This is a genomic window from Psychromicrobium lacuslunae (assembly GCF_000950575.1).
GTDB lineage: Bacteria > Actinomycetota > Actinomycetes > Actinomycetales > Micrococcaceae > Renibacterium > Renibacterium lacuslunae.
Genome location: NZ_CP011005.1, coordinates 1,348,860 through 1,375,381 on the forward strand (window position 1 = coordinate 1,348,860; position 26,522 = coordinate 1,375,381).

The 26,522-nt window shown below is 60.8% G+C and carries 19 protein-coding genes; 4 read left to right on the forward strand and 15 right to left on the reverse strand.

The genetic code is table 11. The annotated features are described in order from the left end of the window. Positions 1–310: 310 nt before the first annotated feature. Entirely contained in the window at positions 311–6,751 is a 6,441-nt protein-coding gene (locus UM93_RS06330) for a choice-of-anchor G family protein (RefSeq protein ID WP_045074433.1), read from the forward strand. 107 nt (positions 6,752–6,858) lie between these two features. On the opposite strand, the gene smc is transcribed toward UM93_RS06330, so the two are convergent. The 6 genes from smc to coaD all read right to left on the reverse strand — a co-directional run bounded on the left by smc (position 6,859) and on the right by coaD (position 13,699). Continuing rightward, entirely contained in the window at positions 6,859–10,455 is a 3,597-nt protein-coding gene (gene smc / locus UM93_RS06335; RefSeq protein WP_045074434.1) for a chromosome segregation protein SMC, read from the reverse strand. Between the two features lie 123 nt (positions 10,456–10,578). Then, complete coding sequence (mutM, locus tag UM93_RS06340; RefSeq protein ID WP_045074436.1) at positions 10,579–11,544, reverse strand: bifunctional DNA-formamidopyrimidine glycosylase/DNA-(apurinic or apyrimidinic site) lyase; 966 nt, start codon at positions 11,542–11,544, stop codon at positions 10,579–10,581. Next, entirely contained in the window at positions 11,544–12,251 is a 708-nt protein-coding gene (rnc, locus tag UM93_RS06345) for a ribonuclease III (protein WP_045074438.1), read from the reverse strand. The genes mutM and rnc overlap by 1 nt, the downstream gene beginning before the upstream one ends. Positions 12,252–12,286: 35 nt before the next feature. Continuing rightward, entirely contained in the window at positions 12,287–12,490 is a 204-nt protein-coding gene (rpmF, locus tag UM93_RS06350; protein WP_045074439.1) for a 50S ribosomal protein L32, read from the reverse strand. A gap of 60 nt (positions 12,491–12,550) precedes the next feature. Continuing rightward, a complete protein-coding gene (locus UM93_RS06355) occupies positions 12,551–13,093 on the reverse strand; it encodes a YceD family protein (protein ID WP_045074441.1) in 543 nt (180 codons plus the stop codon). Positions 13,094–13,219: 126 nt separating this feature from the next. Continuing rightward, the gene (gene coaD / locus UM93_RS06360; protein WP_045074443.1) at positions 13,220–13,699 is read right to left on the reverse strand and encodes a pantetheine-phosphate adenylyltransferase; all 480 of its coding nucleotides are present in this window, start codon (positions 13,697–13,699) and stop codon (positions 13,220–13,222) included. Positions 13,700–13,818: 119 nt separating this feature from the next. On the opposite strand from coaD, the gene UM93_RS06365 reads away from it, so the two are divergent. Both UM93_RS06365 and UM93_RS06370 read left to right on the forward strand, forming a co-directional pair. Beyond that, positions 13,819–15,015 (forward strand): aminotransferase class I/II-fold pyridoxal phosphate-dependent enzyme, encoded by a 1,197-nt coding sequence (locus UM93_RS06365; RefSeq protein ID WP_045074444.1) that lies wholly within the window; start codon positions 13,819–13,821, stop codon positions 15,013–15,015. 5 nt (positions 15,016–15,020) lie between these two features. Beyond that, positions 15,021–15,776, forward strand: coding sequence for a spermidine synthase (locus tag UM93_RS06370; RefSeq protein ID WP_045074446.1), 756 nt, complete (start codon positions 15,021–15,023; stop codon positions 15,774–15,776). 70 nt (positions 15,777–15,846) lie between these two features. On the opposite strand, the gene rsmD is transcribed toward UM93_RS06370, so the two are convergent. The 4 genes from rsmD to UM93_RS06390 form a co-directional block, all read right to left on the reverse strand. Beyond that, positions 15,847–16,488: a 16S rRNA (guanine(966)-N(2))-methyltransferase RsmD gene (gene rsmD / locus UM93_RS06375; RefSeq protein WP_045074448.1), complete on the reverse strand. Its 642-nt coding sequence runs from the start codon at positions 16,486–16,488 to the stop codon at positions 15,847–15,849. 83 nt (positions 16,489–16,571) lie between these two features. Beyond that, entirely contained in the window at positions 16,572–18,800 is a 2,229-nt protein-coding gene (locus UM93_RS06380; RefSeq protein WP_045074450.1) for an ATP-dependent DNA helicase RecG, read from the reverse strand. After that, the gene (locus UM93_RS06385) at positions 18,781–19,761 is read right to left on the reverse strand and encodes a DAK2 domain-containing protein (RefSeq protein ID WP_234399392.1); all 981 of its coding nucleotides are present in this window, start codon (positions 19,759–19,761) and stop codon (positions 18,781–18,783) included. The genes UM93_RS06380 and UM93_RS06385 overlap by 20 nt, the downstream gene beginning before the upstream one ends. Beyond that, positions 19,751–20,791: a thiamine-phosphate kinase gene (locus UM93_RS06390; RefSeq protein ID WP_045074452.1), complete on the reverse strand. Its 1,041-nt coding sequence runs from the start codon at positions 20,789–20,791 to the stop codon at positions 19,751–19,753. Before UM93_RS06390 ends, UM93_RS06385 begins: the two co-directional genes overlap by 11 nt. A gap of 118 nt (positions 20,792–20,909) precedes the next feature. Between UM93_RS06390 and UM93_RS06395 the strand changes: the two genes are divergently transcribed. Continuing rightward, positions 20,910–21,413 (forward strand): DUF3515 domain-containing protein, encoded by a 504-nt coding sequence (locus UM93_RS06395; RefSeq protein WP_045074454.1) that lies wholly within the window; start codon positions 20,910–20,912, stop codon positions 21,411–21,413. Positions 21,414–21,551: 138 nt separating this feature from the next. On the opposite strand, the gene UM93_RS06400 is transcribed toward UM93_RS06395, so the two are convergent. The 5 genes from UM93_RS06400 to leuD form a co-directional block, all read right to left on the reverse strand. Then, positions 21,552–22,670: a D-alanine--D-alanine ligase family protein gene (locus UM93_RS06400; protein WP_045074456.1), complete on the reverse strand. Its 1,119-nt coding sequence runs from the start codon at positions 22,668–22,670 to the stop codon at positions 21,552–21,554. After that, a complete protein-coding gene (locus tag UM93_RS06405; protein WP_045074457.1) occupies positions 22,667–23,689 on the reverse strand; it encodes an NAD(P)H-dependent glycerol-3-phosphate dehydrogenase in 1,023 nt (340 codons plus the stop codon). Before UM93_RS06405 ends, UM93_RS06400 begins: the two co-directional genes overlap by 4 nt. Next, complete coding sequence (locus tag UM93_RS06410; protein WP_045074459.1) at positions 23,686–24,450, reverse strand: lysophospholipid acyltransferase family protein; 765 nt, start codon at positions 24,448–24,450, stop codon at positions 23,686–23,688. Before UM93_RS06410 ends, UM93_RS06405 begins: the two co-directional genes overlap by 4 nt. Before the next feature lie 2 nt (positions 24,451–24,452). Next, entirely contained in the window at positions 24,453–25,784 is a 1,332-nt protein-coding gene (gene murA / locus UM93_RS06415) for a UDP-N-acetylglucosamine 1-carboxyvinyltransferase (protein ID WP_045074462.1), read from the reverse strand. A gap of 122 nt (positions 25,785–25,906) precedes the next feature. Further along, on the reverse strand, positions 25,907–26,521 hold the full coding sequence (gene leuD / locus UM93_RS06420) for a 3-isopropylmalate dehydratase small subunit (RefSeq protein ID WP_045074464.1): 615 nt from the start codon (positions 26,519–26,521) through the stop codon (positions 25,907–25,909). Between the last annotated feature and the right edge of the window lies 1 nt (position 26,522).

Below are 26,522 nucleotides of genomic sequence, written 5' to 3' on the forward strand. Positions count from 1 at the left end.
TGATCCAATTTCCTGCCCGGTCAGTGAGACTACCGGGCGAGGAGTTGACTGAAGGCCCAAGACCGCTCCTATTCGTTGGCCCCCAAAGACGTTGAACAGCTATTACCAGCCTACTGGCTAGCTTCCGATAGTGACTAGATGGTTACCAACTCTTAATGAGTTAAGACTATCGGTTAGCCAGTCGAGCTAAATATGTCTACTCGGCTATACAACTCTATCTACCCGGCTAGCACCCTCCGGGGAAGCTGGTGACAATCTGTGTAATAGACCAATTCAATAGCGCACCAATGAGGAAGCGACGGTAGGGATCATGCGAAATCCGGGGGGATTGAGAGTCAGTAGGAAAGCTTGGGCGGGACGTCTGGTCGCTGGAATTGCGGCAGCTGCGCTAATAGCGCTGCCAATTACGCCAGCGCAGGCGGCCGGGCCAACGGTTTCCCAAGCTTTGGGGAAGTTTTTTGGCGGCCAAGTATTGGGAGTAAATCTCGATACCATCGCGGCACTCAACGGTTCGCTCGCGGATAACCCGAACGGGGCGCACCCACTGGGGCCTAATAATCAGCTGAGTGTTTCAGCTCTCGGACTCAACCTGAGTCTGGGCGGGGCGCTCAATCTGCTGGGTGGGGCCAACCCGCTGCTCGCGGTGGGACCAGCCGCGCAATACTCAAAAGCGGCAAATAACGGCGACGCGGTTGCCGCCTCCGGGGCGGTCAGTGACCAGGGTGCAATTTCGGTCGGAGCGCCCGGCACTCCCCCGGCGGACGCCCATCTGGATCTTGGCCCGGTCCTTGACACGGTGCCCGCGCTGAAGTCGATTCTCTCTACCGCACGAGTTGATGTCGGTGCTCTGGCCTCGCAGGCCCAGCAGCTAGCCGGTGGTGCGCCAAGCAGTCAGTATCTGGTCTCTGACCTCAAGGTGCAACTTACTTCTCCTGCCATCGGCGGGGTTTACACCACGCTGCGAGATCAAGTGGTTACCCCGACTTCGCAGGCTCTACAAACCCTGGCCAACTCGCTAAGCGCGATTAACATCGACCTCAATGTGGTGGCCTTACGAGCCCAAGGTTCGGTCAGCGCGGTCTTACCGGACCTCTCTGCGGTACTGCCGAGCGGATTCCTGAACGGCAATGTTGATAATGGTGTGTCGATCAACTTGGCCACCGGGGCGGTTATTTTGGATCTCACCAAAATCCTCACCGCCAACGGTTTGAACATTAATAATCTGCCGCCGAATTCTCAGTTATTCACCGGTCCGATTGCAGCCGCCATTGCCACCGGCATCACCTCCACTCTCACCGATATCATCCAAGGCACTGTGCAAAGGCTCACCAATGCAGTGAATTCCACCCGGGTGACCGGTTCTTTGGCGATCAGCAGCCTGGGCGCACCGCTCGGCAACGTCACGATCGATGCTTCATTGGCACAAATCCAGGACAATACCTCGGTGATCGTCTCCGGTAGCGTAGCCGGTCTGAACCTCGGCCTGCTGAACACCCTGCTCAAGCCATTGCTGCGGCCGGCAGTCACCACCTTGCTCAACACCGTGAACAATATTCAGACCACCGTCGTACAGCCTCTGATCAACGGTGCGGCGGCGCTGGTGGCGCCGATCCTGACCGCGCTCAATCAGCTAGTACCGGTGCGAGTGAACGTACAGCCAGCGGTCGGCGATCTGGGTGCCGGTAGCTTCACGGTGCGTGCCCTGGAAATCGGCATCCTGAATCTGGCCGCGATAGATTTTGCCTCCTCAACCGTGCATGGCACGCTGGCCCCGGTGCTGACACCAACGCTCAGCGCTAACCCCAGCACAGTGGAACAGGGCGCGAGTAGCCAGATCTCCGGCACCGGCTTCGCGCCGGGCGACGCGGTCACCATCACCTTGCCTGCCGCACCAGGTATCCCCGCTGTGGTGGTCAATGCCACCACCGATGCGAGCGGCAACCTTGGCCCGGTGCCGCTGCCCATTCCGGCTAATTACCCGCTGGGTGCGGTGACAGTCTCGGCCCACCCGACGGACAGCAATGTGACGGCTGATCCGACTGTGCAACTGACAGTGATTAAGCATGTTTACACCACCTCGTTGACCGCCGACCCGACCTCGCTACCGCAAGGCGGCACTACAACGGTCACCGGCACCGGCTACGAACCTGGCGAAACAGTGACCATCAGCGGCCCCTGCGTGACCCCGCCGGTCACCATAACGGCCGATCCGAGCGGTGGTTTCAGCACTCCAGTGACACTCAGCGCGAGCTGCCCGGTTGGCCCGACCACCATCACAGCCGAGGGGAATGTCTCGCAGACTCCGGCTACCGCAACGGTCACCATCTCGGGGCCGGCTTACAACACCGCAATCACCGCCACTCCGAGCAGCGTTCCGCAAGGTAGCTCCCCGGTAATCGCCGGTACCGGCTTCGCCCCGGGCGAGAGCGTGACGGTCACGCTGCCCGCCAAAGACGGCGTCGGACCAGTGGTGGTCAGCGGCGTAACGGTCGCCCCTGACGGTACCTTTAGTACCCCGCTCACGGTCCCGGCAACGTATCCGCTCGGCGCAGTGAACATCGACGCGGTGGGGGCTGTTTCGAATACTCCGGCTAGCACAGCTGTCACCATCGTGCCCGCAGGTGCTCCAGCGCTCAGCGCGAACCCCGCCTCGGTAGCACAGGGTGCCACCACGCAGATCTCCGGAACGAACTTCGCTGCCGGTGAGAACGTGGTGGTTACCCTACCTGCGGCAAGCCCGGCGGGCGCGGTGACGGTCAACGCCACCGCTGACTCAGCGGGTAACTTCACCGTCCCGCTCACGGTGCCGAGCAATCATCCGATCGGCGCTAGTTTCCCGGTGAACGCGACAGGCGACCAGTCATCAACTGCGTCCACCGCTATCGCGGTCGCCAAGGGCAGCTGGACCACAACCCTGACGGTGACCCCGGCCACTATTGCGCAGACCGGCACCACTACGATCAGTGGCAGCGGCTTCGCGCCGGGTGAAAGTGTGACAGTCACGCTGCCCGCCAAGGACGGAGTTGGCCCGGTCACCGCAACGAATGTGCTGGTCGCTCCCGATGGAACCTTCAGCACCCCGCTGACCATCCCGAGCAACTACCCACTGGGCGCGGTAGATGTCTCCGCTCTCGGTCCGATTTCGGATACTGCTGCTGCCACCACACTGAATGTCGTGGCAGCCGGGCCGGCCAGCATCACGGCAGTTCCCGCTACTGTGCCACAGGGCGGAACGACCCAACTCAGCGGTACAAATTTCAAAGCCGGCGAGAACGTGACAATTACCCTTCCCGCGGCTTCCCCCGCTGCTGCGGTTACCGTGAATGCCACCGCTGATTCGGCCGGTAACTTCACCGTCCCGCTGACCGTGCCAATGAACCACCCGGTCGGCGCTTCCTTCCCGCTCAATGCAGCGGGTGACCAGTCATCCACCGCGAACACCACGATCGGTGTCAGCCAGGGAAGCTGGAACACGGCAATCACCGCGACACCAAATCCGGTTGCCCAGAGCGGCGAGCTGACTGTCAGCGGCACCGGCTTCGCCGCCGGTGAGACGGTCAACGTGACGCTGCCAGCTAAGGACGGGGTCGGACCCGTCACCGTACCGAACGTGCTGGTAGCACCGGATGGCAGCTTCAGCACATCGCTGATCGTGCCGGCCAACTACCCGCTGGGATCGGTTGATGTCTCAGCGCTAGGACCGATCTCCAATACCGCGGCCAGCGCAACTGTTGACGTGGTGGCGGCCGGCCCGGCGGCTATTGCAGCCAATCCGGTTCAGGTGCCGCAAGGTACTGCCACCACCATCACCGGCACCGGATACGGCGCGGGTGAAGCAGTCATCGTTTCTCTTCCGGCCGCAGCTCCGGCTGCTGCGGTTAGCGTCCCGGTGACCGCAGACAGCGCCGGGCAGTTCAGCGTCACCCTGACGGTGCCAATGAACCACCCGGTGGCCAGCGGTGTCCTAGTGAGCGGTAATGGCCCTGATCATCAGGCCACCACCCCCATCGATGTCACCCTGGGAACCTGGACGCCGAGCATTTCACTGGCGCCAAGCACGGTTCCGCAAGGCTCGGCCACTTCCGTAACAGGCAGCGGTTTCGCCGCCGGTGAAAGCGTTACGGTAACCCTGCCGGAAAAGGACGGCGTAGGACCGATTAGCGTCACCACGACGGTCAACCCGGACGGTACTTTAGTCCCCGTTGACCTGACGGTGCCGGCAAGTTATCCCTTAGGTGGCACTACGCTCAGCGCAGTTGGCACGGTCTCCGGGACTCCGGCCACCGCAGCCGCCACCGTGGTAGCGGCTGGCCCGCCGAGCATCACGCCGATTCCGGCATCGGTGCCTCAGGGCGGCAGCACCCAGATCGCTGGTGCAAATTTCAAGGCTGGCGAGGTAGTCACCTTGACCTTCCCAGCGGCGGCACCGGCCGCGGCGGTCACCGTCACCGCTACCGCAAATAGCGCAGGACAGTTCACCGCAGTGCTGAACGTGCCGCAGAACCATCCGGTCGGCCCGACCTTCCCGGTGACGGCCGTCGGTGATCAAGCTAGCACTGCGGCAAGCAGCATCGCCGTCACTCAGGGCAGCTGGAACACCGCGCTCGCAGCTACCCCGAGCAACGTGCCGCAGGGCATTCCCACCACCATTGATGGCACCGGCTTCGCAGCGGGTGAGAGTGTCACGGTGACACTCCCCGCGGCGGGCGGCGTCGGGCCGGTGGTAGTGCCGAATGTACTGGTGGCTCCGGATGGCAGCTTCAGCACCCCGCTAACCATCCCAGCGAATTACCCGCTCGGGGCCGTCACGGTCAGCGCGGTTGGACCGATCTCGAATACCCCCGCAACGGTGCAGTTGACCGTTCTGCCGGCTGGTTCGCCAAGCATTAGCGCCGCCCCGCCGAGTGTGCCGCAGGGCGGTACTACTCAGATCAGCGGAACCAATTTTGCCGCTGGCGAGAATGTCACGCTGACCTTGCCAGCAGCTGATCCGGCGAGCGCGGTCACGGTGACCGCTACCGCTGATTCGGCGGGTAACTTCACCGTCCCGCTCACCGTGCCAATGAACCATCCGGTAGGTGCTTCGTTCCCGGTCAATGCGGTCGGCGATCAGGGTGCGAACACCGCCACCACCATCGGCGTCACCAAGGGTGATTGGAACCCGGCGGTCAGCGCAAACCCGAGCGACGTGCCGCAAGGTAGCTCAACCACCATTAGCGGCACCGGCTTCGCGGCTGGCGAGAAGGTGACAATCACGCTGCCGGCCAAGGACGGCGTCGGACCGGTCACGGTCAGCGATGTCGTGGTAGCACCCGATGGCACCTTCAGCGCCAGCTTGCCAGTACCGGCGAATTACCCGCAAGGTACCAGCACTGTCAGCGTGCTGGGCACGATCTCGGATACTCCGGCAACGGTTGACCTCAATGTGGTTCCGGGCGGTGCCGCGACGCTGAGCGCCAATCCGGGTTCAGTGCCGCAGGGCGGCTCCACCGTGGTCACCGGCACCAATTACGGACCGGGTGAGCAAGTCGTGGTCAGCATCCCGGCAGCCGCTCCGGCAGCGGCCAGCAGCGTCACGGTGACGGCAGATAGCGCCGGGCAATTCACCGTCACCCTGCCAGTGCCGAAGAACCACCCGGTGGCCAACGACGTACTGCTCAGCGGCAACGGCCCGGATCACCAGGCGACAACCACTGTCGATATCACCAAGGGCAGCTGGGAGACTTCGATCACGGCCACGCCGTCCGAGGTGCCTCAAGGTAGCAACACCACGGTAACCGGCAGCGGATTCGCCGCTGGCGAGAAAGTGACGGTGACACTACCGGCTGCTGGCAACGCTCCCGCGGTGACAGTTAGCGACGTCCTGGTGGCCCCCGACGGAACCTTCACCGCCACCCTTCCGGTGCCGGCGAACTATCCGCAAGGAGCGGCTACGGTGAGTGTTGCTGGACCGATTTCGGACACTCCGGCTACTGCGCCGATCACCGTGCTACCGGGTGGTCCGGCGACGCTCACCGCTAGCCCGAGCCAAGTACCACAAGGCACTCAGCTCACCTTGACAGGCGCCAACTACGCTGCCAATGAACTGGCGACGATAACCTTGCCAGCGGCTGCTCCGGCCGCCGCAGTGAGCGTCAAGGTCACCACCGATAGCGCGGGTCAGTTCAGCACCACCATGACGGTGCCGCAGAACCATCCGATCGCAACCGGGGTGGTACTTACCGGGGTGGGTGCGGACAGCGAACGCAGCGCCAGCGCCACCATTGAGGTGACAAAGGGAACGTGGACCCCCACTGTGACAGCCGATCCCAGCACCCTGGTACCCGGCAGCACGACCACCGTTTCCGGCCACGGATTCGCAGCCGGGGAGAAGATCACCATCACCTTGCCGGCCAAGGGCGGGGTTGGTCCGGTGGTGATCAAGGACGTGCTGGTTGGCCCCGATGGTTCCTTCGAGCAAGCGCTTAGCATCCCGGCCAATTACCCGCTCGGCCAGGTTCAACTCTCGGTGCTCGGCTCGATCTCAAACACCAAGACTGCCACCACGCTGCGGCTGGTGGCCAAGCCTCCGGTGGTCAAGCCGTCCGGGCAGCTGCCGAACAATCTGCCGAACAATAATGGTGGACAACCCGGTGGCGGTCAATTGCCCAATACCGGTGTTGCCGGGCTGGCTATGCTGCTGACAATCAGCGCGGGTGCCCTGCTTCTGGGCAGTGCAACGCTCCTGTTCAGTCGGCGAAAGAACAGCTAAGCGTCTAGGGACAGTTGAGGGGCGTTCACCGAAAGGTGAGCGCCCCTCAGTTGTCCCTCATTACCTAGCCTTTTACCTAGTCTTTTAACTTGCCTCAAACGCCGCAATTAGGCTTCGGCGTTGAGCCGCTGGCTGATCACCGTGGAGACGCCGTCACCGCGCATGGTCACGCCGTAAAGCGCATCGGCCACCTCCATGGTGCGCTTCTGGTGAGTGATCACGATCAGCTGGCTCGATTCCTGAAGTTCTTCGAAGATGGTGATCAAACGCCCCAAGTTGGTATCGTCCAGGGCAGCCTCCACCTCGTCCATCACGTAAAACGGAGAGGGCCTAGCCTTAAAGATCGCCACTAGAAGGGCAACCGCAGTCAACGAGCGCTCACCACCGGAGAGCAGCGAAAGTCGTTTGATTTTCTTTCCTGCTGGACGCGCCTCGACCTCGATGCCGGTGGTCAGCATATCCTCCGGCTCGGTGAGCACCAGGCGTCCTTCACCGCCGGGGAATAGCCGGCCAAAGACCCGCTCGAATTGCGCGGCAGTATCAGCGTAGGCAGCGGTAAAGACCTGCTCAACCCTCTCGTCGACTTCACGGATAATGTCTAGGAGGTCTTTCCGGCTCGACTTGAGATCCTCGAGTTGGCTGGCCAGGAACTGGTGACGTTCCTCGAGCGCAGCGAACTCTTCGAGAGCCAGCGGATTCACCTTGCCGAGGGCCGCCAAATCACGCTCGGCACGTTTCAGTCGTTTTTCCTGATCCGCCCGGATAAAGGCAATGCCCTCGCGAATGGCTTGCCCGTCCTCGTCGACCGGAACCCGGAGCGCAGCCCATTTATCGGTCACCTCACCCGGCCCTAAGGGCACTAAGGTATCCGGGCCGTACTCGGTCACCAAGTGCTCGGCAGTGAGTCCAAGCTCCTCAATGGCCCTGTTCTCAAGGGCTTCAATGCGAAGCCGCTGCTGTGCCCTGGCCAGCTCGTCGCGGTGTACCGAGTCGGTCAGCTCGGCGAGCTCAGCCGCGTGCACATCGTTTTGACTGCGCACCGCGGTCAACTCGGCTTCACGTTGCGTGCGTCGTTCCTCGGCGGCGTCCCGCGCTCGACCGGCCAGGTCAACCGATACATCGGCATGTTCGAGTACCAAGGCAATGGCCTGAGCCACCGCCGCGGCTTTCCGGGCCTGGAATTGTCGTAGCTTCGCCCGCTCGGCGGCCTGCGCCCGAGCCTGCCGCTCAGTTCTGGCAGCTCGTTCCAAGGAAGCCGCCCGATTAGCTGTACTGTTCAGCTGCTCTTCGGCGCTGCGCAGACCGAGCCGGGCATCCATTTCGGCAGCCCGCGCGGCAATGGCCTGCGCGGCTAACTCATCTCGCAACTCGGTGGACGGCTCTTCGTCTTCAGGGGTCTGCTGGGCGGCAGCCAGCCGCTCGGCAACCTGCTCAAGGGCGGTTTGCTCGCGAGTAATGCTTTCCTTGGCGCGTTCGATCGAGCTAGAACTCCGTTCGCTCTCAGCCACCGCCGAGCGCAAAGTGGTAGCCAAATGCCCTAACCGCTCAGCGACAGAGGCCATCCGGGCATCTGATTCGTGCAGCTTGTCAAGCGCTGCGTCGGTGGCTAGCTGGGCGTCCTCACGCTGTGCCTGGGCTCCGGCAAGTTCAAAACCGCTGCTCTCAAGCTGGCCGGTCAATTCGCCGATCCGCCTCTCGGCTTCTTCTACTGCGGCGAGTAATTCAAGTTGTGAAGGTGCCGAGGCCGAGCCGCCGCGCACCACCAGGGCACTGAAGATATCGCCGGCCGCGGTGACAGCGGTCAAGCTGGCGTCCTGCGAAATCACCTGCTGCGCTTGTTCGAGGCTGTCTACGACGACGACCTCGGCCAGTGCCAGTTGTAGCGCGCCATCGATGCCGGGCTCTGCGGTGATCAATTCCAGGGCGGCGACTGCCCCCGTCACCTTGGCCGCAACGGTTGCCGCATTTCCGGGTTTGGAAGATTTTCTCGGCGGGCCCGGTAACACCAATTCCACTCGGCCGGCGTCTTCTCGCTTCGCCCATTCCAACGCTTGCGCCGCCGCCTCAAGATCAGCGACAGCCACCGCGTCGGCTAGCGAGCCGAGGGCGGCGGCTATGGCAGTTTCGTAGCCTGCGCGGACCACCATCATCGCGGAAACACTTTTCAGCACGCCCTGCTGCCCCGCGGCCAGCAGCAGTTCGCTACCATCCTTGCGTTGCAAGCCAACCCGTAACGCGTCCCGGCGCGCCATCATCGATTCGCGTTCTCGCTCCGCCGCCTGTTGTTTAGCCTTCAGCTCGTCGATTTTCGCAACGATCTCGCTCAGCGCGTCATTGGCCTCCTCATAGTCGGAATCGAGGGACTCTTCGCCTTCTTCGACGCCGGCGATTTGGGACTCCAATGCGGTGAATTCTTGCTGAGCTGCTGTCCTGCGCTGCTCGGCAGATGCCTGCGCCTCATGCAATCGACCAAGCTCAGCTTCGGCGGCTTCCACCCTGGAGCGGGCGGCAGCCACCTGCCCGGCAAGTCTGGCCAGACCTTCACGACGGTCGGCGGCGGCCCGCAGAATGCTGGTCAACCGCTGCTCCTCGGCTTTAGCGGCTTCCTCGGCAGAACTACGCGCCTCAAGAGCTGTTTCAAGACCGGCCCGTCGCTGCTGCAAATCGGCTTGCAGTGCGGCTTCCTCTTCGCGGACCCTGGCCGCCTGCTGTTCGAGCTGTTCCGGATCCCGACCATTCTCTTGCACCGTATCGCTACTGCCCAAAAGCCTGCGACGTTCCGCCGCCAGGTTTCCGAGCGAACGTAGCCGCTCACGCTGGGAGGAGAGTTGGTACCAGGTGTCCCGGGCGGCGTTGAGCAAGGGGGTGGCTTGCGCCGCGAGTTGCTCAAGTTCGGCTTGCCGTTCCCGGCCGAGCTGTAAAGCCGATTCGACTTCCGCGCGACGGGCCTTTAAAGCTGTTTCGTCGGCGACTTCCTGTTCCAGGGTGCTCTGCAAAGTGACTAGATCGTCGGCCAGCAGGCGCGCCCTAGCGTCCCGCACCTCGAACTGCACACTCTGCGCCCGGCGAGCCACTTCGGCTTGTTTTCCCAACGGCGTCAGCTGTCGCCTGATTTCGCTGGTCAGATCGCTGAGCCTGGTCAGGTTGGCTTGCATAGCTTCCAGCTTGCGTAAGGTCTTTTCCTTGCGCCGCCGGTGTTTCAGGATACCGGCGGCCTCCTCGATGAAGCCGCGCCGGTCCTCCGGAGTGGCATGCAGCACCTTGTCGAGTTGGCCCTGTCCAACGATGACATGCATTTCGCGGCCCAGGCCGGAATCTGAAAGCAGTTCCTGAATGTCCAGCAAGCGGGCGGTGGCGCCGTTGATCGCGTATTCGCTGCCGCCGGTGCGGAAAAGCGTTCTCGAGATCGTCACTTCGCTGTAGTCGATGGGCAGCGCGCCGTCGGCGTTGTCAATGGTCAGCGACACCTGGGCCCGCCCCAGTGGCGGCCGCCCCGCGGTACCGGCGAAAATCACGTCTTCCATCTTGCCGCCACGCAGTGTTTTCGCGCCCTGCTCCCCCATCACCCAGGCGAGCGCGTCCACCACGTTTGACTTACCGGACCCGTTCGGCCCGACCACCGCTGTTACGCCCGGTTCGAAGTCAAAAGTGGTCGCCGAGGCAAAGGATTTGAAGCCTCTGAGCGTGAGGCTTTTCAGATGCACCTAAATCCCGTCTCTGGCTGCTTGATCCACTGAAGATGACATGCCAATAATCTACTGGTATTCCGGCGAAAACACCGTCATTTGACGGCGACTACTTTGGCGCAGCTTGGGGAATTCTTTAGTTCACCAATGTCCGTTTCGCGGGGTTGGCTGGCAGCGCGGGCAGAAATATGAGGAGCGATTCATGAAGGTGTCGCGCCGGATCAGGGTGGCCAGGCCAAGCTGTTCGCAGCGGCGGCACGGCTCGCCTTCTCGCCCGTAAGCGTTCAGTGAACGTTCGAAGTACCCCGATGCCCCGTTGACGTTGACGTAGAGCGAGTCGAAGCTGGTGCCGCCCGCAGCGAGGGCGGCCAGCATCACCGCTTTCACGTTCTCGACCAGTAGTTCGACCTCGGCGGTACGAAGATTCTCGGTCGCCCGCGCGTAGTGCAGTTTGCTGGCCCAGAGCGCCTCATCTGCGTAGATATTGCCGATCCCGGAAATCAGCGACTGGTCAAGCAGAGCCCTCTTCAGCCCGGTCTTGCGACGTTTGAGCGCCTGTCTAAAAGCAGGCAACGAGAAAGCGGGGTCGAGCGGGTCGCGGGCAATATGGGCCGCTTCGGCGGCGATCAAGGAGGCGGTAGTCGCGTCGCCGCCGGCATCGCTCTCACCGCTCTGCCCGCCGGGCAGGCCGTCCGGGGTCGGTACCAAGGTGGTGACGAAAAGGCCGCCAAAAATACGTTGATCAATGAATCTCAACTCGCTGGGCTCTTCCCCGCTCAGCCGCAGCCTAACCCGCAAATGCTTCTCGTCTGCCTGGCCGGCATCTTGCAAAACCAACTGGCCGCTCATGCCCAGGTGGGCCATCAGCGCCACTGGCACGGCGGGGGCTGGCAGTTCCGGATCATTGAGCGGCATCCAGAGGAATTTTCCACGCCGCACCACCGATTCGACCCGGGTGCCGAGCAGTTGTCCGCGAAAATCTTCGGCTCCGAGTGCGTGGCGGCGGATCGAGCGCGGATCAAGAACCTGGACTTCTTCAATCCGGCGACCAACGAGCCAGCGTTGCAGTCCTCGTCTGACAACTTCGACCTCGGGGAGCTCAGGCATTAGCTCTCGGTGCTGTGTAGGTCATGCCAGCTGCTCGCCGCAGCGTTTTGCTCGGCTTCTTTCTTAGAGTTACCTTCACCGCTGGAGTAACGCAGCGCGCCCATCAGCAGAGTGGCTCGGTAGATTCGGGCATGATCTGGGCCATCACCGATCACTTCGTAACGCACCTGGCCCAGCTGGTGACTCGCCGCATATTCCTGGATGCTGGTTTTCCAGTCGGTGGCCGCGCCGAGTGCAGCGGCGTCCTGAAGCAAGTCGCCGACCAGCCGCAACACCAGTTTGCGTGCGGTCTCAATACCCTGGCAGATATAAGTCGCGCCGATCAGCGCTTCCATCGTGTCAGCGAGAATCGACGACTTGTTTTTCCCGTTAGTGAGCAGTTCGCCCTGGCCAAGCAGAATGAACTCTCCCACGCCAAGGTCCCGGGCAATGGTGGCCAATGCTCGGGTGCTCACTACCGCAGAGCGCCGCTTGGCTAACTCTCCTTCGGCCAATTCCGGATTGTCACGGAATAGGGCATCGGTGACCGAGAAACCCAGCACCGAATCGCCGAGGAACTCCAGGCGTTCGTTAGTTGGCAAGCCGCCATGCTCATAGGCGTAGGAACGGTGTGTCAGGGCAAGACGAAGCGTCTCGGCGTCGATGACGACGCCGAGACGCTTCAGAAGCTCTTGATTATCCGGTGCTACGCTGCGGGACGAAGGCATATCAGCCTAGATCATTGTCGAAACGACAACGATGCTTAGACGTCAGCGACCTTGCGGCCCTTGTATTCCAGGAACAGCGCGGTGCCAGCCGAGTCGGTGACAACCTTGGCCTGGTGCGGCAGCGAGTAGCTGACTCGACCGTTCTCGATGGTCTTCACCAGGTTGGGCGCGGTGGCCTTCCACTGGGCACGGCGGGCGCGCGTATTGGCACGGGACATCTTCCGCTTGGGAACAGCCACGGCTAACTCTTTTCTCTCTTCGCGCCCCTGATTTTGCTCGGAACGCAGTTACGGCTAAAACTAGTTTTCTTGGTTCTCTGTCAAACCGCTCAGAGCGGCCCAACGAGGGTCCAAAACCTCGTGATGATGACCCGGATTATCGGCCAGTCGAATTCCGCACTCGGAACACAAACCTGGGCAGTCCTCCCGGCACACCGGTTGGAAGGGTAGTGCAGTGACCACCACATCCCGCAGCAAAGGTTCGAGATCGATAGTATCGTGCTCAACCAAACGCTGCTCGTCGTCCATGGTTTCATTCTCGTCTTCTTTGGCGGCTCGCACCGGGGCGAGACCTTCAAAGAAAAACATTTCCTGAATATCCACGTCGAGGTCATACGCAAGGGGATCTAGGCATCGGCTGCACTCGCCCACCACGTGGACACCAGCAGTTCCCGAAACAAAGATTCCTTCGTGTACGGCCTCAAGGTTCAGTTCCAGCTCAATGCTTGAGCCTTGCTGAACACCGATCAAAGCCACTCCGAGATCACTCGGCGCTGCCACTGACTCCACCAGGGTGTGAGTACTGCCTGGATTGCGAGCAAGATCCTTGACCGCAATAACCAGAGCCGAACCCGGATGTGACCGCCCGCTCGCGTTAATGAGAACTCCCGAAGAAAAACATATGACCGACGTATTATCTTAGCGTGAAAGGCCCGCCAGCCTCAAACTGCGCCGGTTATCGGCGTTTCATCACTGTGTTCTCAGTTCCGCCAATCGGCGCTGCACGCCGCGCGGCACATAATCTGAGACGTCACCGCCTAATCCGGAAACCTCTTTAATCATGGTCGAGGACAGATGCAGGTAGCGGGATTCCGCGGCCAGAAAGACGGTTTCTACACCGCTCAATTGCCGATTCATGGTCGCCATCGGGACTTCGTAGTCAAAATCTGAGGAGGAGCGCAAACCCTTAACAATGGCGCTCGCACCGCGTTGATGGCAGTACTCGGCTAGCAGACCTTGCCCCATCGGCTCGATCACGATGCCCCGCAACGCCGCCAACGATTCTTGAGCCATCTCTAAGCGCTGTTCCAAGCTGAACAAGTATTTCTTCGAATAATTCGTCGATACCGCAACAATGACCTCGTCAAAGAGGCTTGCGGCACGGGCGATCACCTCAAGGTGGCCGTTATGAAGCGGGTCAAAGGATCCGGGGCAGACAACGCGGCGCATATCTCCAATCTATCGGTTCACTCGGCTGGCTAGCCGTTTTATGCCGCCATGTTGCGGTAATTCCAAGCCAGTTGCCACGGCTCCGACCGAAGCCGCGCCGAAGTGGATAGGCTGGCGGTATGACGATCCCCTGGCAACGCACCGCTGAAGGAGCAAATCTGCTCTCCCCCGACGGCCACTTAGGCGTGACGATCTTTGAGGAAATCACCAGCTTGGCCAGCCAGACCGGGGCTATTAATCTGGGCCAGGGCTTCCCTGATCAAGATGGGCCGCAGCTGATCAAGGACAAGGTGATTGAGGCGATCCGGGATGGCGCCAATCAGTATGCGCCGGGGAAGGGCATCGTCAGCCTGCGTGAAGCCATCGCTCGCCACCAGCAACGTTTTTACGGCCTCAGCCTCGACCCGGAACGCGAGGTTCTCGTTACTACCGGTGCCACCGAAGCCATCGCCGCGAGCATTATGGCTTTTGCTGGACCGGGCGATGAGGTGCTCAGCTTCGAGCCGTTTTATGACTCTTACGGTGCCATCATTGCGCTCTCGGGCGCACAGCACATCACCGTGCCGCTCGAGGCGCCGCATTTTCAGCCCGATCTCGAACAGCTGGAAAATGCATTTTCAGAGCGCACTCGGATCGTTGTGCTGAATAATCCGCACAACCCCTCCGGTGCTGTCTTTGGCCGCGAGGTCTTGGAGCGGATCGTCGAGCTAGCCGAGCGCCATGACGCGTTGATTGTCTCGGATGAGGTCTACGAGCATCTCACCTTCGGGGTGCCGCATCTACCGATCGCGGCCATGCCCGGCGCGTTTGAACGCACCATTAGCATTTCCTCGGCCGGCAAGACTTTTTCCTTCACTGGCTGGAAAATCGGCTGGGCCAGCGGACCGGCCGATCTGATCGCCGCGATTCGCACCGTGAAGCAATTTCTGACTTACTCTTCCGGGACTCCTTTCCAAGCGGCGGTAGCCTGGGGGCTGGATCAGGGCGACGACTTCTATGCGGAGATCGCCACCGATCTGGCGCGCAAACGCGATGTTTTGACGGCCGGACTGACCGCCGCCGGGCTGAGCGTTTATTTGCCGCAAGGCAGCTACTTCATCAACGCCGATGTCGCTCCGCTGGGGGTTCAGGATGCGGCGGAACTCGCACGTAAATTACCTGAGTTGATCGGAGTGGCGGCGATCCCGGTTTCGGTGTTCTGCCACCCGGCCGGGGCGCGGCGGCATCGCAGCCTACTGCGATTCGCTTTTTGCAAGCGGGTGGAGGTGCTCCGCGAAGCTGCCGAGCGGCTCGCCACTCTTGGGGAGCGGCTCTGAAAAAGATGCTTAAGGGACTCGGTCAGCACGCCGAGATCCGGGCCGACGAATTTGTTCCCGGCGCCTTCGTGCTGAGTGTTGGCGGTGCGGATCAGTCTCAAGTTAATCTCGCCGATCCGGGCAATATTTTCTACGAATACCTACGCCGGATCGCCAATTTACTTGACCTCTTCCGTCCTGCTGGAGAGCCCATTAAGGTGCTACATCTGGGTGCCGGGGCCTTGACTCTGGCCCGCTACCTAGCGGTCTCCCGGCCCGGTTCAGAGCAGTTCGCGGTCGAGTTAGAACGTGAACTGCTCGATTTTGTTCTCGAGCAGTTGCCAATGCCGGACGGCAGTAAATTACGCACCTTGATCGGTGATGCACGCTGGGCTCTCCCAGAGCTCGCAGCAGACGGCCCCTTCGATGCCATCGTGCTGGATATTTTTTCCGGTCCGGCGGCTCCCGAGCATATTGCTCACCGAGATTTTTACCGGGAGGCTGCCGCTTTGCTGGCGCCTGAAGGTATGTTGCTGATAAATATTGGCGACGAGCCTGGGCTCACTCTGGTGCGCAGCCAATCCCGGGCATTGCGATCGCTGCTGCCGGCGACGATTCTGACCGGTGAGAGCAGCATGTTCAGCTCTCGATATCCTGGCAATCTCATTCTGGCCGCCAGCAAGAGGGAGAGCTGGCCGGTGTCCTGGACTGAGGGGCTGCTCGCCGCTGGTCCGCATCCCTGTCGAGTGGTCGAAGGCGTCGAGCTCGACGAGTTCAGCTGACTCAACTGGTTCAGTTGAGCCAGTTGAGTCAGCTGCTTCAGCTGGTGCAACTAATTCTGTTGGCAAGCATTCATTCGGTGGCTGTCGGCGCTTCCTCACCGCGCTCTGCTGGCTCCGCGAACCACAGCACGGTTTCCCCATAGCTGCGTTCGGAAAACCGTATCAGACCCTCCGGCCAGCTGGGTTCCGGGCTCCGCGAAGAACGTTCCACCACCACCACGGCGGCTTCTGCCAATTGTGGAGCTAACTGTTTCAGTACTGCGGCGAGCTCTGGCTCGGTCAGTGGATAAGGCGGATCGAGGAACACCAGATCCCAGGGGTCCACCACTTTCTGCAGGAAGCTTTCCACCTTCGCCCGGTGCACCGAGACGGAGGCTTCAGCGCCAGCCTCCCGGTTAGCTTCGCGGTGGAGCTTGCTGGCGGACTTTGAGCTAAGCCGATTGACGAGCTGAGCATTTTGTTTGGCCACTGCTGCCGCCCGGGCATCGCTTTCCACCAGCGCGACGAAGCTAGCCCCTCGACTGGCGCTTTCAATGCCTAGGGCACCGGAGCCTGCATAGAGATCAAGCACCCTCGAGCGCTTGATCACATCCATCGCCTCGAGCCGGGAAAAGAGTGCTTCTTTGACCCTATCCGTGGTGGGTCTGGTGGCACTACCGGGGACTGAGTGTAGAGAGTGTCCGCCCGCGATACCGGCAATGATCCTGCTCATCCGAGTCTCACGCTCCCTCGACCAGGCTGTTGAAGCGGTGGGATTGTTGTCCGTTCCGGTGCTGCGCCGCGCCCGTTGCCGGGCTAACCTCGTTCAAGGAAGGCCTCCTTCTCCGGATTGAGTGAAGCTTCAATGGCCTCCTCAAGATCGGGGTGTGCACTCAGAGTCGGGTCAGCCGCGATGAGCGCGCTGGCATCTGCCCGGGCTTGCTCAATGAGCTCTTCATGATCGAGTACCCGGAGCAAGCGTAAGGCGCTCCGACCGCCCGATTGGCTGGCGCCTAAAATGTCGCCCTCCCGCCGCAGCTTGAGATCTTCCTGGGACAGCGCAAAACCGTCAGTGGTAGCGGCGACAGCGTCGATTCGGCGGCGACTGGGGTGCTCTGGCTCCAGCTCGGTGACCAGCAGCGCGGTTCCCGGCAAGCCACCACGCCCGACCCGGCCACGCAGCTGATGCAGTTGGGAAATCCCGAAGCGATCGGCATCCATGATCACCATCAAGGTGGCGTTCGGCACATCCACGCCAACCTCGATCACCGTGGTGGAGACCAGAACATGCACCAAACCCGCGGCGAAGTCGGCCATCACGCGGCTCTTCTCGGCCGGATCTAACTTGCCGTGCAGAGCCTCGATCCGGCAGCCTACTAGGCTCGGTTCACGGCGAAGTTGCTCAACCATCTCGATAACCGAGGTCAGTTCTCGCGACTCCCCCGCTGAATCCTCGGGTTCATCGCCGCTGGCGGCCTCGCTGCCTTCTTGCTCGCCGATCCTGGGGCAAACCACATAGACCTGGTGTCCGGCGTCGATTTCCTCTCGGCTGCGTTGCCAAATCCGTCGGGACCATCCTGGATTCTCAGCCAGACCAACAACAAAACTGGAGATCGGGGCCCGGCCAGCTGGCAACTCTTTGAGCACCGAGGTCTCCAGATCACCGAAGACAGTCATGGCGACAGTTCGCGGGATAGGAGTCGCCGTCATCACCAGAAGATGCGGCGGATGGGCTGCTTTGAGGCGCAGCGCGTCACGCTGTTCAACGCCAAAGCGGTGCTGTTCATCCACAACGATCAAGCCCAGGTCGAAGAACTGTACCTGGTCGGAAAGCAGCGCATGGGTACCGATCACAATGCCTGCCTGACCTGAGGCGGCAGCCAATAATGAGGCCTTCTTCGCAGCGGTATTCATTGTTCCGGTCAATAGGGCCAGCTGGGTTCCCTGCTCATCACCGCCGAGCATACCGGCTTCGGCGAGCGGGCCGAGGGTCTTCCGGATTGACTGGTAGTGTTGCGCGGCGAGCACTTCGGTGGGAGCGAGCAGCGCCGCTTGACCGCCCGAATCGATGACTTGAAGCATGGCTCGCAGCGCCACCAGGGTCTTGCCGGAACCAACTTCGCCTTGTAATAAGCGGTGCATTGGGCCTTCGGAGGAAGCAGCAGAATCCCCAGCCCCGGCCGCGAGTTCCGCAGAAATCTGTTCACCGACCGCGCGTTGTCCGTCAGTGAGCGTGAACGGCAGTGCGGCGTCGAAGGCCGCCAGCAGACCATCGCTCAGCCCGGGACGCGCCACCGCGTGTTGCGCTTTGGTCTGAGCCCGACGCCTGGCCAGCGCGGTTTGCAGCAGCAACGCTTCCTGGTAGCGAAACCGATCACGCGCCCGCTGCCATTGCTCGGTATTGGCGGGCCGATGAATCATCAAATAGGCCTGATCAAGCGCTAAGAACTTTTCTCGACTCAGAATCTCGGCTGGCAAGGGATCGCTCAGCGCATCGAGTTGAACCGCGTCAAGCAGCGCTGAGATGGCGTTACCGATCTTCCAGCTGGGCAGTTTGGCCACCGCCGGATAGACCGGGATCGGCGCCAAGGCCACTGATTCAGCGGTCCCCTCGTCGTCCAGCAGAACGTAGTCGGGATTGGTCAAGGTCAGGGCTCGGTTAAAGAACCCGACCTTACCGGAGAACATTGCGCGAGCACCGGGGCGAAGTTCCTTTTCAGCCCGCCAACCGTTGAAAAAGCTGATTTTGAGCGTACCGGTCCCCGCACTGGTGTCGTCGCTAATCACCACATCGGTGATGCTGCCCTTACGCTGCCGCATTCTGCGGTTACTCACACTCAGCACCCGCGCAATCAATGTAACGTCTTCGTCGAAAGGTAGACCGCTAATCGGCGTCAGTTCGCCACGGTTTAGGTACCGCCGCGGAAAATAGTTGAGCAGTTCCGCCACCGTGCGCAGACCTAGATACTTCTCCAGGGCAGTCGCGGAGGCCTTGCCCAATAGACGCTCCAGCGGCAGCGCACCCTCAGCTGTCCGGGTGGTCATGGGTCGCGGCTCGCAGGTCAGAGACGGTGACATTACTTGGCTCCCCTAGCGCCCGAATCGCGCTCAGGGTCTGTTCCGGAGCGTCGGCGTGCACATGCACTCGCCAACGATAGAAATCCGGTGCTTCTAATTGCACCATGGGGCTCATAATTACCGAGTTACCCAGCTCATCCAGTTTCATTCTGAGGCTGGCGGCATCCAAAGGTGAAAGGTTGATTGTGCACATCACCTCTACCCCATCGACGACCGGCATTTCCTCGTGGATATGAGGTTTATGCACATCGTAACCGGCCAGTCCATCAAGCAAATCTTCCTGTAGATCCTGATGCAGAATGACAGCGCGCAAGCTATCGAGCACCAGCAGCAGTCCCACCCCGCCTGCGTCGACGACCTGGGCCCGCTCAAGCTCGCTCAGCTGATATTCGGTTTTCACCACTGCCGCCAGCGCGGCCTCCACTGCACCGTCGAGCGCCATCGCCAAAGCCCGATTACTATCGTCGCCGCTCAGCGCGTCGTCGACGGTGGCGGCACCCTCAGCGGCAGATTCCAGAACCGAGAGCATGGTGCCTTGAATCGGGTCGCTGAGCGCCGACCACGATCTGATCTGAGCACGTCGCAAAGCGGAAGCCAATAACGGCGCGCTCAACCGGTTCGCGCCTTGCAGCGGCTCAGCCATCGCCGCGAGCAGCACCGCAAGCAAGGTCCCGGAATTACCGCGGGCCTCCTCCATTGCAGCTTGGGCGGCGACGCTCAGTAAAACCCCAAGGTCGGAGCTTTGGCACTCCTGGGCTGCACGGTTCGCCGCCCGGACGGTGAGGTAGAGATTTGTCCCAGTGTCTCCATCGGCTACTGGGAAGATATTGATCGCGTTCAATCGGTCGCTGTGATTACCAAGGGTCTCTTCACTTCTTGCTAACCAACGCCGAATTGCCGCAGCGTTGGCAGCGATCTTAATCTGCAAAATGATCCCATCCGACCGTGCTGCTGCGCTGCCCTGCAACAGTCACCCAATCAGTAATCCCAGCTATTGTGGTTTCTGCCTTCGAGCGTACCGAGCCTATCGCGGTGAAGCCAGCGGGCAACACGGTATCGGCAGCAAATGTGCATAACAATCCGTGGTCTTCTCCTCCACCGAGTACCCAAGCCAAGGGGTCTTGCTTTAAAAAATGCGCTGCCGGTTGAAGTTCCTCCACAAAGGCACCCAGCGCAGCCGGGTCGAGGTCAATCTGCACTCCACTCGCCTTCGCCAACCGGGTAGCGTCTCGCACCAAACCATCGGAGATGTCGAGCATTGCGGTGGCTCCGCATTGGGCCGCCATCGGACCTGCCGACAACGGCGGCCTGGGGCAACGGAAGTAGTCGATCAAAGCGAGCATTTCAGCATCGAGTGAGGAAACCGGCTGGGAGCCCTCCAATAAGGCCCAACCCGCTGCTGCCCTGCCTAAGACGCCAGCCACGGCGAGCTGATCGCCCGGAGCACCACCGCCGCGACGGACTGCCTCCCGGCCCTCCAGGTCGCCCAGCACAGCGGCTGTGATGACCAACTCTGCCCCGGCCGAAAGGTCGCCACCAGCCACTACGCAGCGATCGGCGCCTAGCTCGGAGATTGCGGCGCTCAACCCATCGGCCAGATCCAGCACCCAACTCACCGGAGTCTGCGGCGGCATGGTCAGGCTCAGCACCAGACCGGTAGGCACCGCTCCCATCGCGTTGATATCACTGAGGTTTTGCGCCGCTGATTTCCAGCCCACGTCAAAGCCGGTCGAGGCGTAGCCATTGTTCCATTCCAGCCGAAAGTCCTGATCTTGCACCTGGGTGTCGATGGAGACTACGGTCCGACCATCAGGGGCCGCCAGAATTGCGGCGTCGTCGCCGGGACCGAGCAATGCGGTCGCGTTACCTCGCAAGCGCGGCAGGATGAGTTTGAGCAGCTCGGTCTCACTCAGCTGACCGACGGTCTGTTCCGCAGCCTGATTCGCTATCCCACCCATCTAACAACCGTAACCCGGATGACCGACAGTCCGGTTCCCGAATCCGAGCCAGTTCGCTCTTAGCCAGCAAACTGGTAGCGACCGTTCGTGATGGTTGGCCTCGACTAAGCTGGAAAGCATGCAGCGCCGTCCTCGCACTCTTGCCTTATCACTTGCTTTACTGCCCATCGCGGCTATTACCCTCTCTTCTTGCACCCCTGCGGTTGAGGTTTCTGCGGCGAAGGATTCGGCAAATCCGGCGTGCGCACCGATGATGATTGCGCTGCCTGATAAAGTTGCCGACGCTCCGCTTCGTGAGACAAGCTCCCAGGCCACCGCGGCTTGGGGTAATCCCTCAGTGCTAATCCTGCGTTGCGGGGTGACGCCGCCGCCGAGGACCTCCACCGATCAGTGTGTTGGGGTCAATGGGGTGGACTGGCTCATGAAGCAAGACGGCGACACCTGGACGCTGACCACCTACGGCCGAATTCCGGCTACCGAAATCTTGTTCAACCAGAAAAATGTCGCCTCAAGCACCGTATTACCTGAGCTGGCTGCGGCGGTGGGCAAAATCCCGCAGAGCTACAAATGCCTCAGCCTAGCCGATGTGCCCAAACCCTCGGCGAGCCCTTCAGCAAAGTAGTTCGTCAGTCACCACCGAGCTCACGAGGTAAGGGGCAGCAGGCGAACGGGCCCCGCATCCGAGGGCCCCACTCCGAACCTAAGAGAGCCTGCAGGGGTCCCCTGCCGAGCTTGCGAGGTAAGGGGCAGCAGGCGAACGCTAGCGCAATCCGGTCTTGCGCTGCAGGGCAAGCTGAATGAGTTCCTCGACCAGCTCTGGATAACTCATCCCGCTAGCCGCCCACATCTGCGGGAACATAGACTGCGGGGTAAAGCCCGGCATGGTGTTAATTTCGTTGATCACCAGTTCACCTTCCGGGGTGTAGAAGAAATCCACCCGGGAGAGTCCCTCGGCCTCGATGGCGTCGAAAGCCTTTACCGCGGCATCTCGGAGCTGTTCAATGACCGGTTCCGGCAATTCAGCCGGACAACTCACCTCAGTACCGGAATCGGCAAGATACTTCGCTTCAAAGTCATAGAAGCTGTGCTCTGCCGAGGCAATCACTTCGCCCGGGAACGAAGTTCGAGGCCCCGCTCCGTCCTTGCCTTGCAGCACCCCGATTTCAATTTCACGACCCCTGACAGCGGCTTCCACCATCACTTTCGGATCGTATTCGCGGGCCGCTTCAATGGCGGCTTCAAGCTGCTCCGGGCCGTCAACTTTGCTGATACCGATGGAAGAACCCGCGCGGGCGGGTTTGACGAACACCGGCCAGCCCAATTCGGCCACTTTACGGAGCACCTCGGTGCGGGACTGCTGCCAGTCTCGATCACGGATCACCCGGTAGGGGTGGACGTTAAGGCCGGCCGCAGCCAGCACGATCTTCATGAATTCTTTATCCATCCCGACGGCTGAGGCGGTCACCCCCGCACCCACATACCGGGTATCGGCAAGCTCCAACAGGCCCTGGATGGTGCCATCTTCACCGAAAGGACCGTGGAGCAGCGGAAACACCACATCAACTTCACCGAGCAGTTCCGGCACCCGGCCAGGCTCATTACTCACCAATTCGGCGCCGGTAACTGTTCTGGACAGCGTGATGGCTTGCGCGTCTGGGTTGACCTCCGGCAGACTCCCGGCCTCAATCCGCCATTGCTGTGTTTCTTGCCCGGCCAAGACCCACTGCCCGGCCTTGCTAATGCCGATCGGCACCACGTCGTATTTCGTGGGGTCAATGACGCTCAGCACGCTCATCGCCGTGACGCAACTCACCGCATGCTCACTGGAGCGACCGCCAAACAATACGGCGATTCGCGGTTTTCGAGTGTCGCCGCTCATCCGGACGCTCCTTCTGATTTAAGTTCACGGGCTAAAAGCAATGGGCCGAGGCCGTCTACGTCAAGTTTTCCTTCTAACACGGCAACCACTGCGGAGGTGATCGGCATATCGACGCCGAGTTTCTTCGCTAGCTCATGTACCGCACGCCCAGATTTAATACCTTCGGCGGTCTGCGTCATCCGAGCATTGACTTCAGCCAGGCTGAGCCCCTCACCGAGCAACCGCCCGGCGCTGTGATTGCGGCTCAGCGGCGAGGAGCAGGTGGCAACTAAGTCGCCTAGGCCGGCCAATCCTGCCATAGTATCCGCCTCACCGCCCAGCGCAAGCGCCAGTCTGGTGGTTTCTGCCAAACCCCGAGTAATCACCGAGGCCTTGGTGTTATCGCCCATTTGCTTGCCTTCGCAAATGCCGACCGCAAGGGCGATCACGTTCTTCACGATGCCACCGATTTCGACACCCACCACATCGGTATTGGTGTAGGGGCGGAAGTAACTCGGGGTGCACAGCGCGGCGACTTGGCCAGCCACCGCTTCATCTACACAAGCCACCACGGAGGCGGTTGGTTCGCGCCGGGCGATCTCCATAGCCAGGTTCGGCCCGGAGACCACCACAATCCGATTGGCGGCGAGGCCAAGTTCTTCAGCAATGACTTCGCTCATTCTGGCATCGGTGTCTAGCTCAAGTCCCTTCATCAGGGACACCACAATAGCCCCGGGAGCGAGCAGCCCACGCCAGTGCGCGAGCTGAGCTCGAAGCGACTGGGCTGGCACCGCCAGGGTAACCAGGCTGGCCTCACGCAACACCTCGGCGACGTCTGAGCTAGCGACAATATTAGTTGGCAGTTCAATGTCCGGCAGGTAGTCCTGGTTCCGGTGCGAAGCGTTGATCTGATCGACAATCTGCTGGCGTCTGCCCCACAGCTTCACGGTGCGACCGGGATTGGCATCAGCGAGAATCTTGGCGAAAGTCGTCCCCCAGCTGCCCGCACCAAGTACCGCGAGCGGCTGCTGATCACTCATGAGCCAACCTCGGGATCCTTGTCGATCTGACGTCCTCGGACGGTTTGGTTGTGTTGGCTCGGGTCCCAACGCTCTTTCGGCGGAACCTCATTGCGCAGACCCGCGAGCAGGATGGTGATCTGATCCAGTATTTTTTCGGTGGCAGCGTCAAGCAGAAATTTATCGATAGGCCGGCCTCTGAACTCGTCAAGATCTACCGGGTCACCAACGATCATCCGCACCTTCTTGCGTGGAAACAGTTTGACCATCTTGGCATATCGCGGGAAGACCTCCTGCGCTCCCCAATGCGCCACCGGAATTACCGGGGCACCGGTTTGCAGGGCAAGTCGAGCCGCGCCGGTGTGTCCCTTCATCGGCCACAAGTCCGGATCACGGGTCAGGGTCCCCTCGGGGTAGATCACGATGGCACCGTTTTTATCAAGCACTTGCTGGGCGACTTCGAGAGAACGGCGAGCGGTAGGGCCAGCCCGATCAACCGGGATTTGCAAGGAACCAGCCAACACCTTACCCACCACCGGCACCTTGAAAAGCGATGCCTTAGTGAGGAAGTGCGGCGGATAGCCATTGCTGTAGAGCATGTGGCCGACCAGCACCGGGTCAATCTCAGTGCAGTGGTTCGGGCAGACAATGAAGCCGGAATCCTTCGGAAGCTTCTCCAGATCAATCCATTGCTTGCCCATCATGAGGTTCATTGCCGGGCGCAGAGTGTCTGCCAGAATATGGAACATCACCCGCATTCCGAAGGGAAGTTTTTCCTGCATGCTCAGACTCCTGAACTCGTGCTCAGGTCGACGTCGGCACCGAGTGCGGCCAGTTTGTCGGTGAAACGTTCATAGCCACGGTTAATCACATCTATGCCGGTCACCCTTGAAGTCCCGGTGGCCGCCAACGCTGCGATCAGGTGACTGAAACCACCGCGCAGATCGGGCACATCAATTTCGGTACCACGCAGCGGTGCCGGCCCTGAGATCACCGCGGAGTGTCTAAAGTTACGCTGCCCGAAGCGGCAGGGCGTGCTGCCCAAGCATTCCCGATGCACTTGGATGTTCGCGCCCATCCGGCTGAGCGCCTCGGTGAAGCCGAAACGATTCTCATAGACGGTTTCGTGCACGATGGAGACCCCGTCAGCTTGGCTGAGGGCCACTACTAGTGGTTGCTGCCAATCTGTCATGAATCCGGGGTGCACGTCAGTTTCCAGTACTAACGGGCTCAGCTTGCCGCCCGGATGATAGAACCGAATACCGTCTTCCTCAATGTCCATCCCGCCACCGATCTTGCGGAAAGTATTGATAAAAGTCATCATGTCGCGTTGCGCCGCGCCCTGAACGAAAATGTCACCCCGAGTGACCAGCGCTGCCGAAGCCCAGGAGGCTGCTTCATTACGATCGGGCAGCGCCCGGTGGACGTAACCGCCCAGGCTCTTGACCCCTTCAATCCGAATAGTCCGCTCGGATTGCACATTAATAATTGCGCCCATCTTCTGCAGTACCGCGATCAAATCAATGATCTCCGGTTCAACGGCGGCGCCAATGAGTTCGGTGATTCCCTCGGCTCGAGTAGCTGACAGCAGCACCTGCTCGGTCGCTCCGACGCTAGGGTAGGGCAGCGAGATTTTCGCTCCTTGCAAGCCTCTGGGCGCCGAGATATGAATCCCGCCCGGACGTTTTTCCACTACGGCGCCGAACTGCCGGAGCACATTCAGATGGAAATCGATCGGCCGGTCGCCAATTTTGCAACCGCCAAGGTCGGGGATAAAAGCCTCCCCAATGGCGTGGATCAGTGGGCCGCAGAGCAGGATCGGAATCCTGGAATCACCAGCGTGCGCGTCGATTTCGCTGCTCGAAGCCGTCGTGGCGTGCTGCGGATCGAGGGTCAGATCACCGGTGTCGGCGTCCTTGACTACCGAAACGCCGTGTAGTTGCAAAAGCGAGGTGACCACCTCGACGTCTTTGATTTCCGGAACGTTCCGTAGCACTGAGGGAGAATTACCCAGCAGCGCGGCGACCATAGCCTTAGGCACCAGGTTTTTTGCCCCCCGCACCGAGATCCGCCCAGCTAAGGGCACCCCACCACGAACCGTTAAAACGCTGCTCATTACACCAACTTACTCGCTGACAACACTATGTCTAGATTTCTCATACTCCAGCAACCAAGCATAGTTTCTTGACGCGACTAAAGCTGGAAATCGCCGTTCGTGCAGCGTGTTCAGCGAGAATACTAGCTCAGAGTGGACTCCACTCGGGCTGGCAAGGTGGTTGGCTTGAAGCTTGGCCGCTTCGCCTCGTAATCGGTGATCTCCTGCTCGTGAACCATGGTCAGCGCAATATCGTCGAGTCCTTCCAGGAGCCGCCAACGAATGTAATCATCAATGCTGAATCGGGCCACCACCGATCCGCAGCTCACTGTTCGACTCTCCAGATCGACGGTGATCTCGGTGCCGGGCGCGTTCTCCAACACCTTCCAGATCAGTTCGATATCGGCTTGATCCAGCTGGGCGGTGAGCAAACCTTGCTTGCCTGAGTTACCTCGGAAGATATCGCCGAACCGCGAGGACAATACCGCCTTGAAACCGTAGTCGCGTAAGGCCCACACCGCATGTTCGCGGGAGGAGCCGGTGCCGAAATCAGGCCCTGCCACCAGTACCGAGCCGTGCTTGAAGGGCTCCTGGTTGAGGATGAAGTCTTCATTCTTACGCCAGGAGGCGAAAAGCGCGTCGTCAAAACCGGTTTTGGTGATCCGTTTCAGGTAGACCGCCGGAATGATCTGGTCGGTGTCTACGTCAGATTCGCGTAACGGCACCCCAACGCCGGTGTGTGTGCTGAACTTTTCCATC

Coding starts and splice junctions, on each gene's coding strand:
- UM93_RS06330 (WP_045074433.1), top strand. CDS start 311: ATGCGAAATCCGGGGGGATTGAGAGTCAGTAGGAAAGCTTGGGCGGGA.
- mutM (WP_045074436.1), bottom strand. CDS start 11,544: ATGCCTGAGCTCCCCGAGGTCGAAGTTGTCAGACGAGGACTGCAACGC.
- rnc (WP_045074438.1), bottom strand. CDS start 12,251: ATGCCTTCGTCCCGCAGCGTAGCACCGGATAATCAAGAGCTTCTGAAG.
- coaD (WP_045074443.1), bottom strand. CDS start 13,699: ATGCGCCGCGTTGTCTGCCCCGGATCCTTTGACCCGCTTCATAACGGC.
- UM93_RS06365 (WP_045074444.1), top strand. CDS start 13,819: ATGACGATCCCCTGGCAACGCACCGCTGAAGGAGCAAATCTGCTCTCC.
- UM93_RS06370 (WP_045074446.1), top strand. CDS start 15,021: ATGCTTAAGGGACTCGGTCAGCACGCCGAGATCCGGGCCGACGAATTT.
- rsmD (WP_045074448.1), bottom strand. CDS start 16,488: ATGAGCAGGATCATTGCCGGTATCGCGGGCGGACACTCTCTACACTCA.
- UM93_RS06380 (WP_045074450.1), bottom strand. CDS start 18,800: ATGACCACCCGGACAGCTGAGGGTGCGCTGCCGCTGGAGCGTCTATTG.
- UM93_RS06390 (WP_045074452.1), bottom strand. CDS start 20,791: ATGGGTGGGATAGCGAATCAGGCTGCGGAACAGACCGTCGGTCAGCTG.
- UM93_RS06395 (WP_045074454.1), top strand. CDS start 20,910: ATGCAGCGCCGTCCTCGCACTCTTGCCTTATCACTTGCTTTACTGCCC.
- UM93_RS06400 (WP_045074456.1), bottom strand. CDS start 22,670: ATGAGCGGCGACACTCGAAAACCGCGAATCGCCGTATTGTTTGGCGGT.
- UM93_RS06405 (WP_045074457.1), bottom strand. CDS start 23,689: ATGAGTGATCAGCAGCCGCTCGCGGTACTTGGTGCGGGCAGCTGGGGG.
- UM93_RS06410 (WP_045074459.1), bottom strand. CDS start 24,450: ATGCAGGAAAAACTTCCCTTCGGAATGCGGGTGATGTTCCATATTCTG.
- murA (WP_045074462.1), bottom strand. CDS start 25,784: ATGAGCAGCGTTTTAACGGTTCGTGGTGGGGTGCCCTTAGCTGGGCGG.
- leuD (WP_045074464.1), bottom strand. CDS start 26,521: ATGGAAAAGTTCAGCACACACACCGGCGTTGGGGTGCCGTTACGCGAA.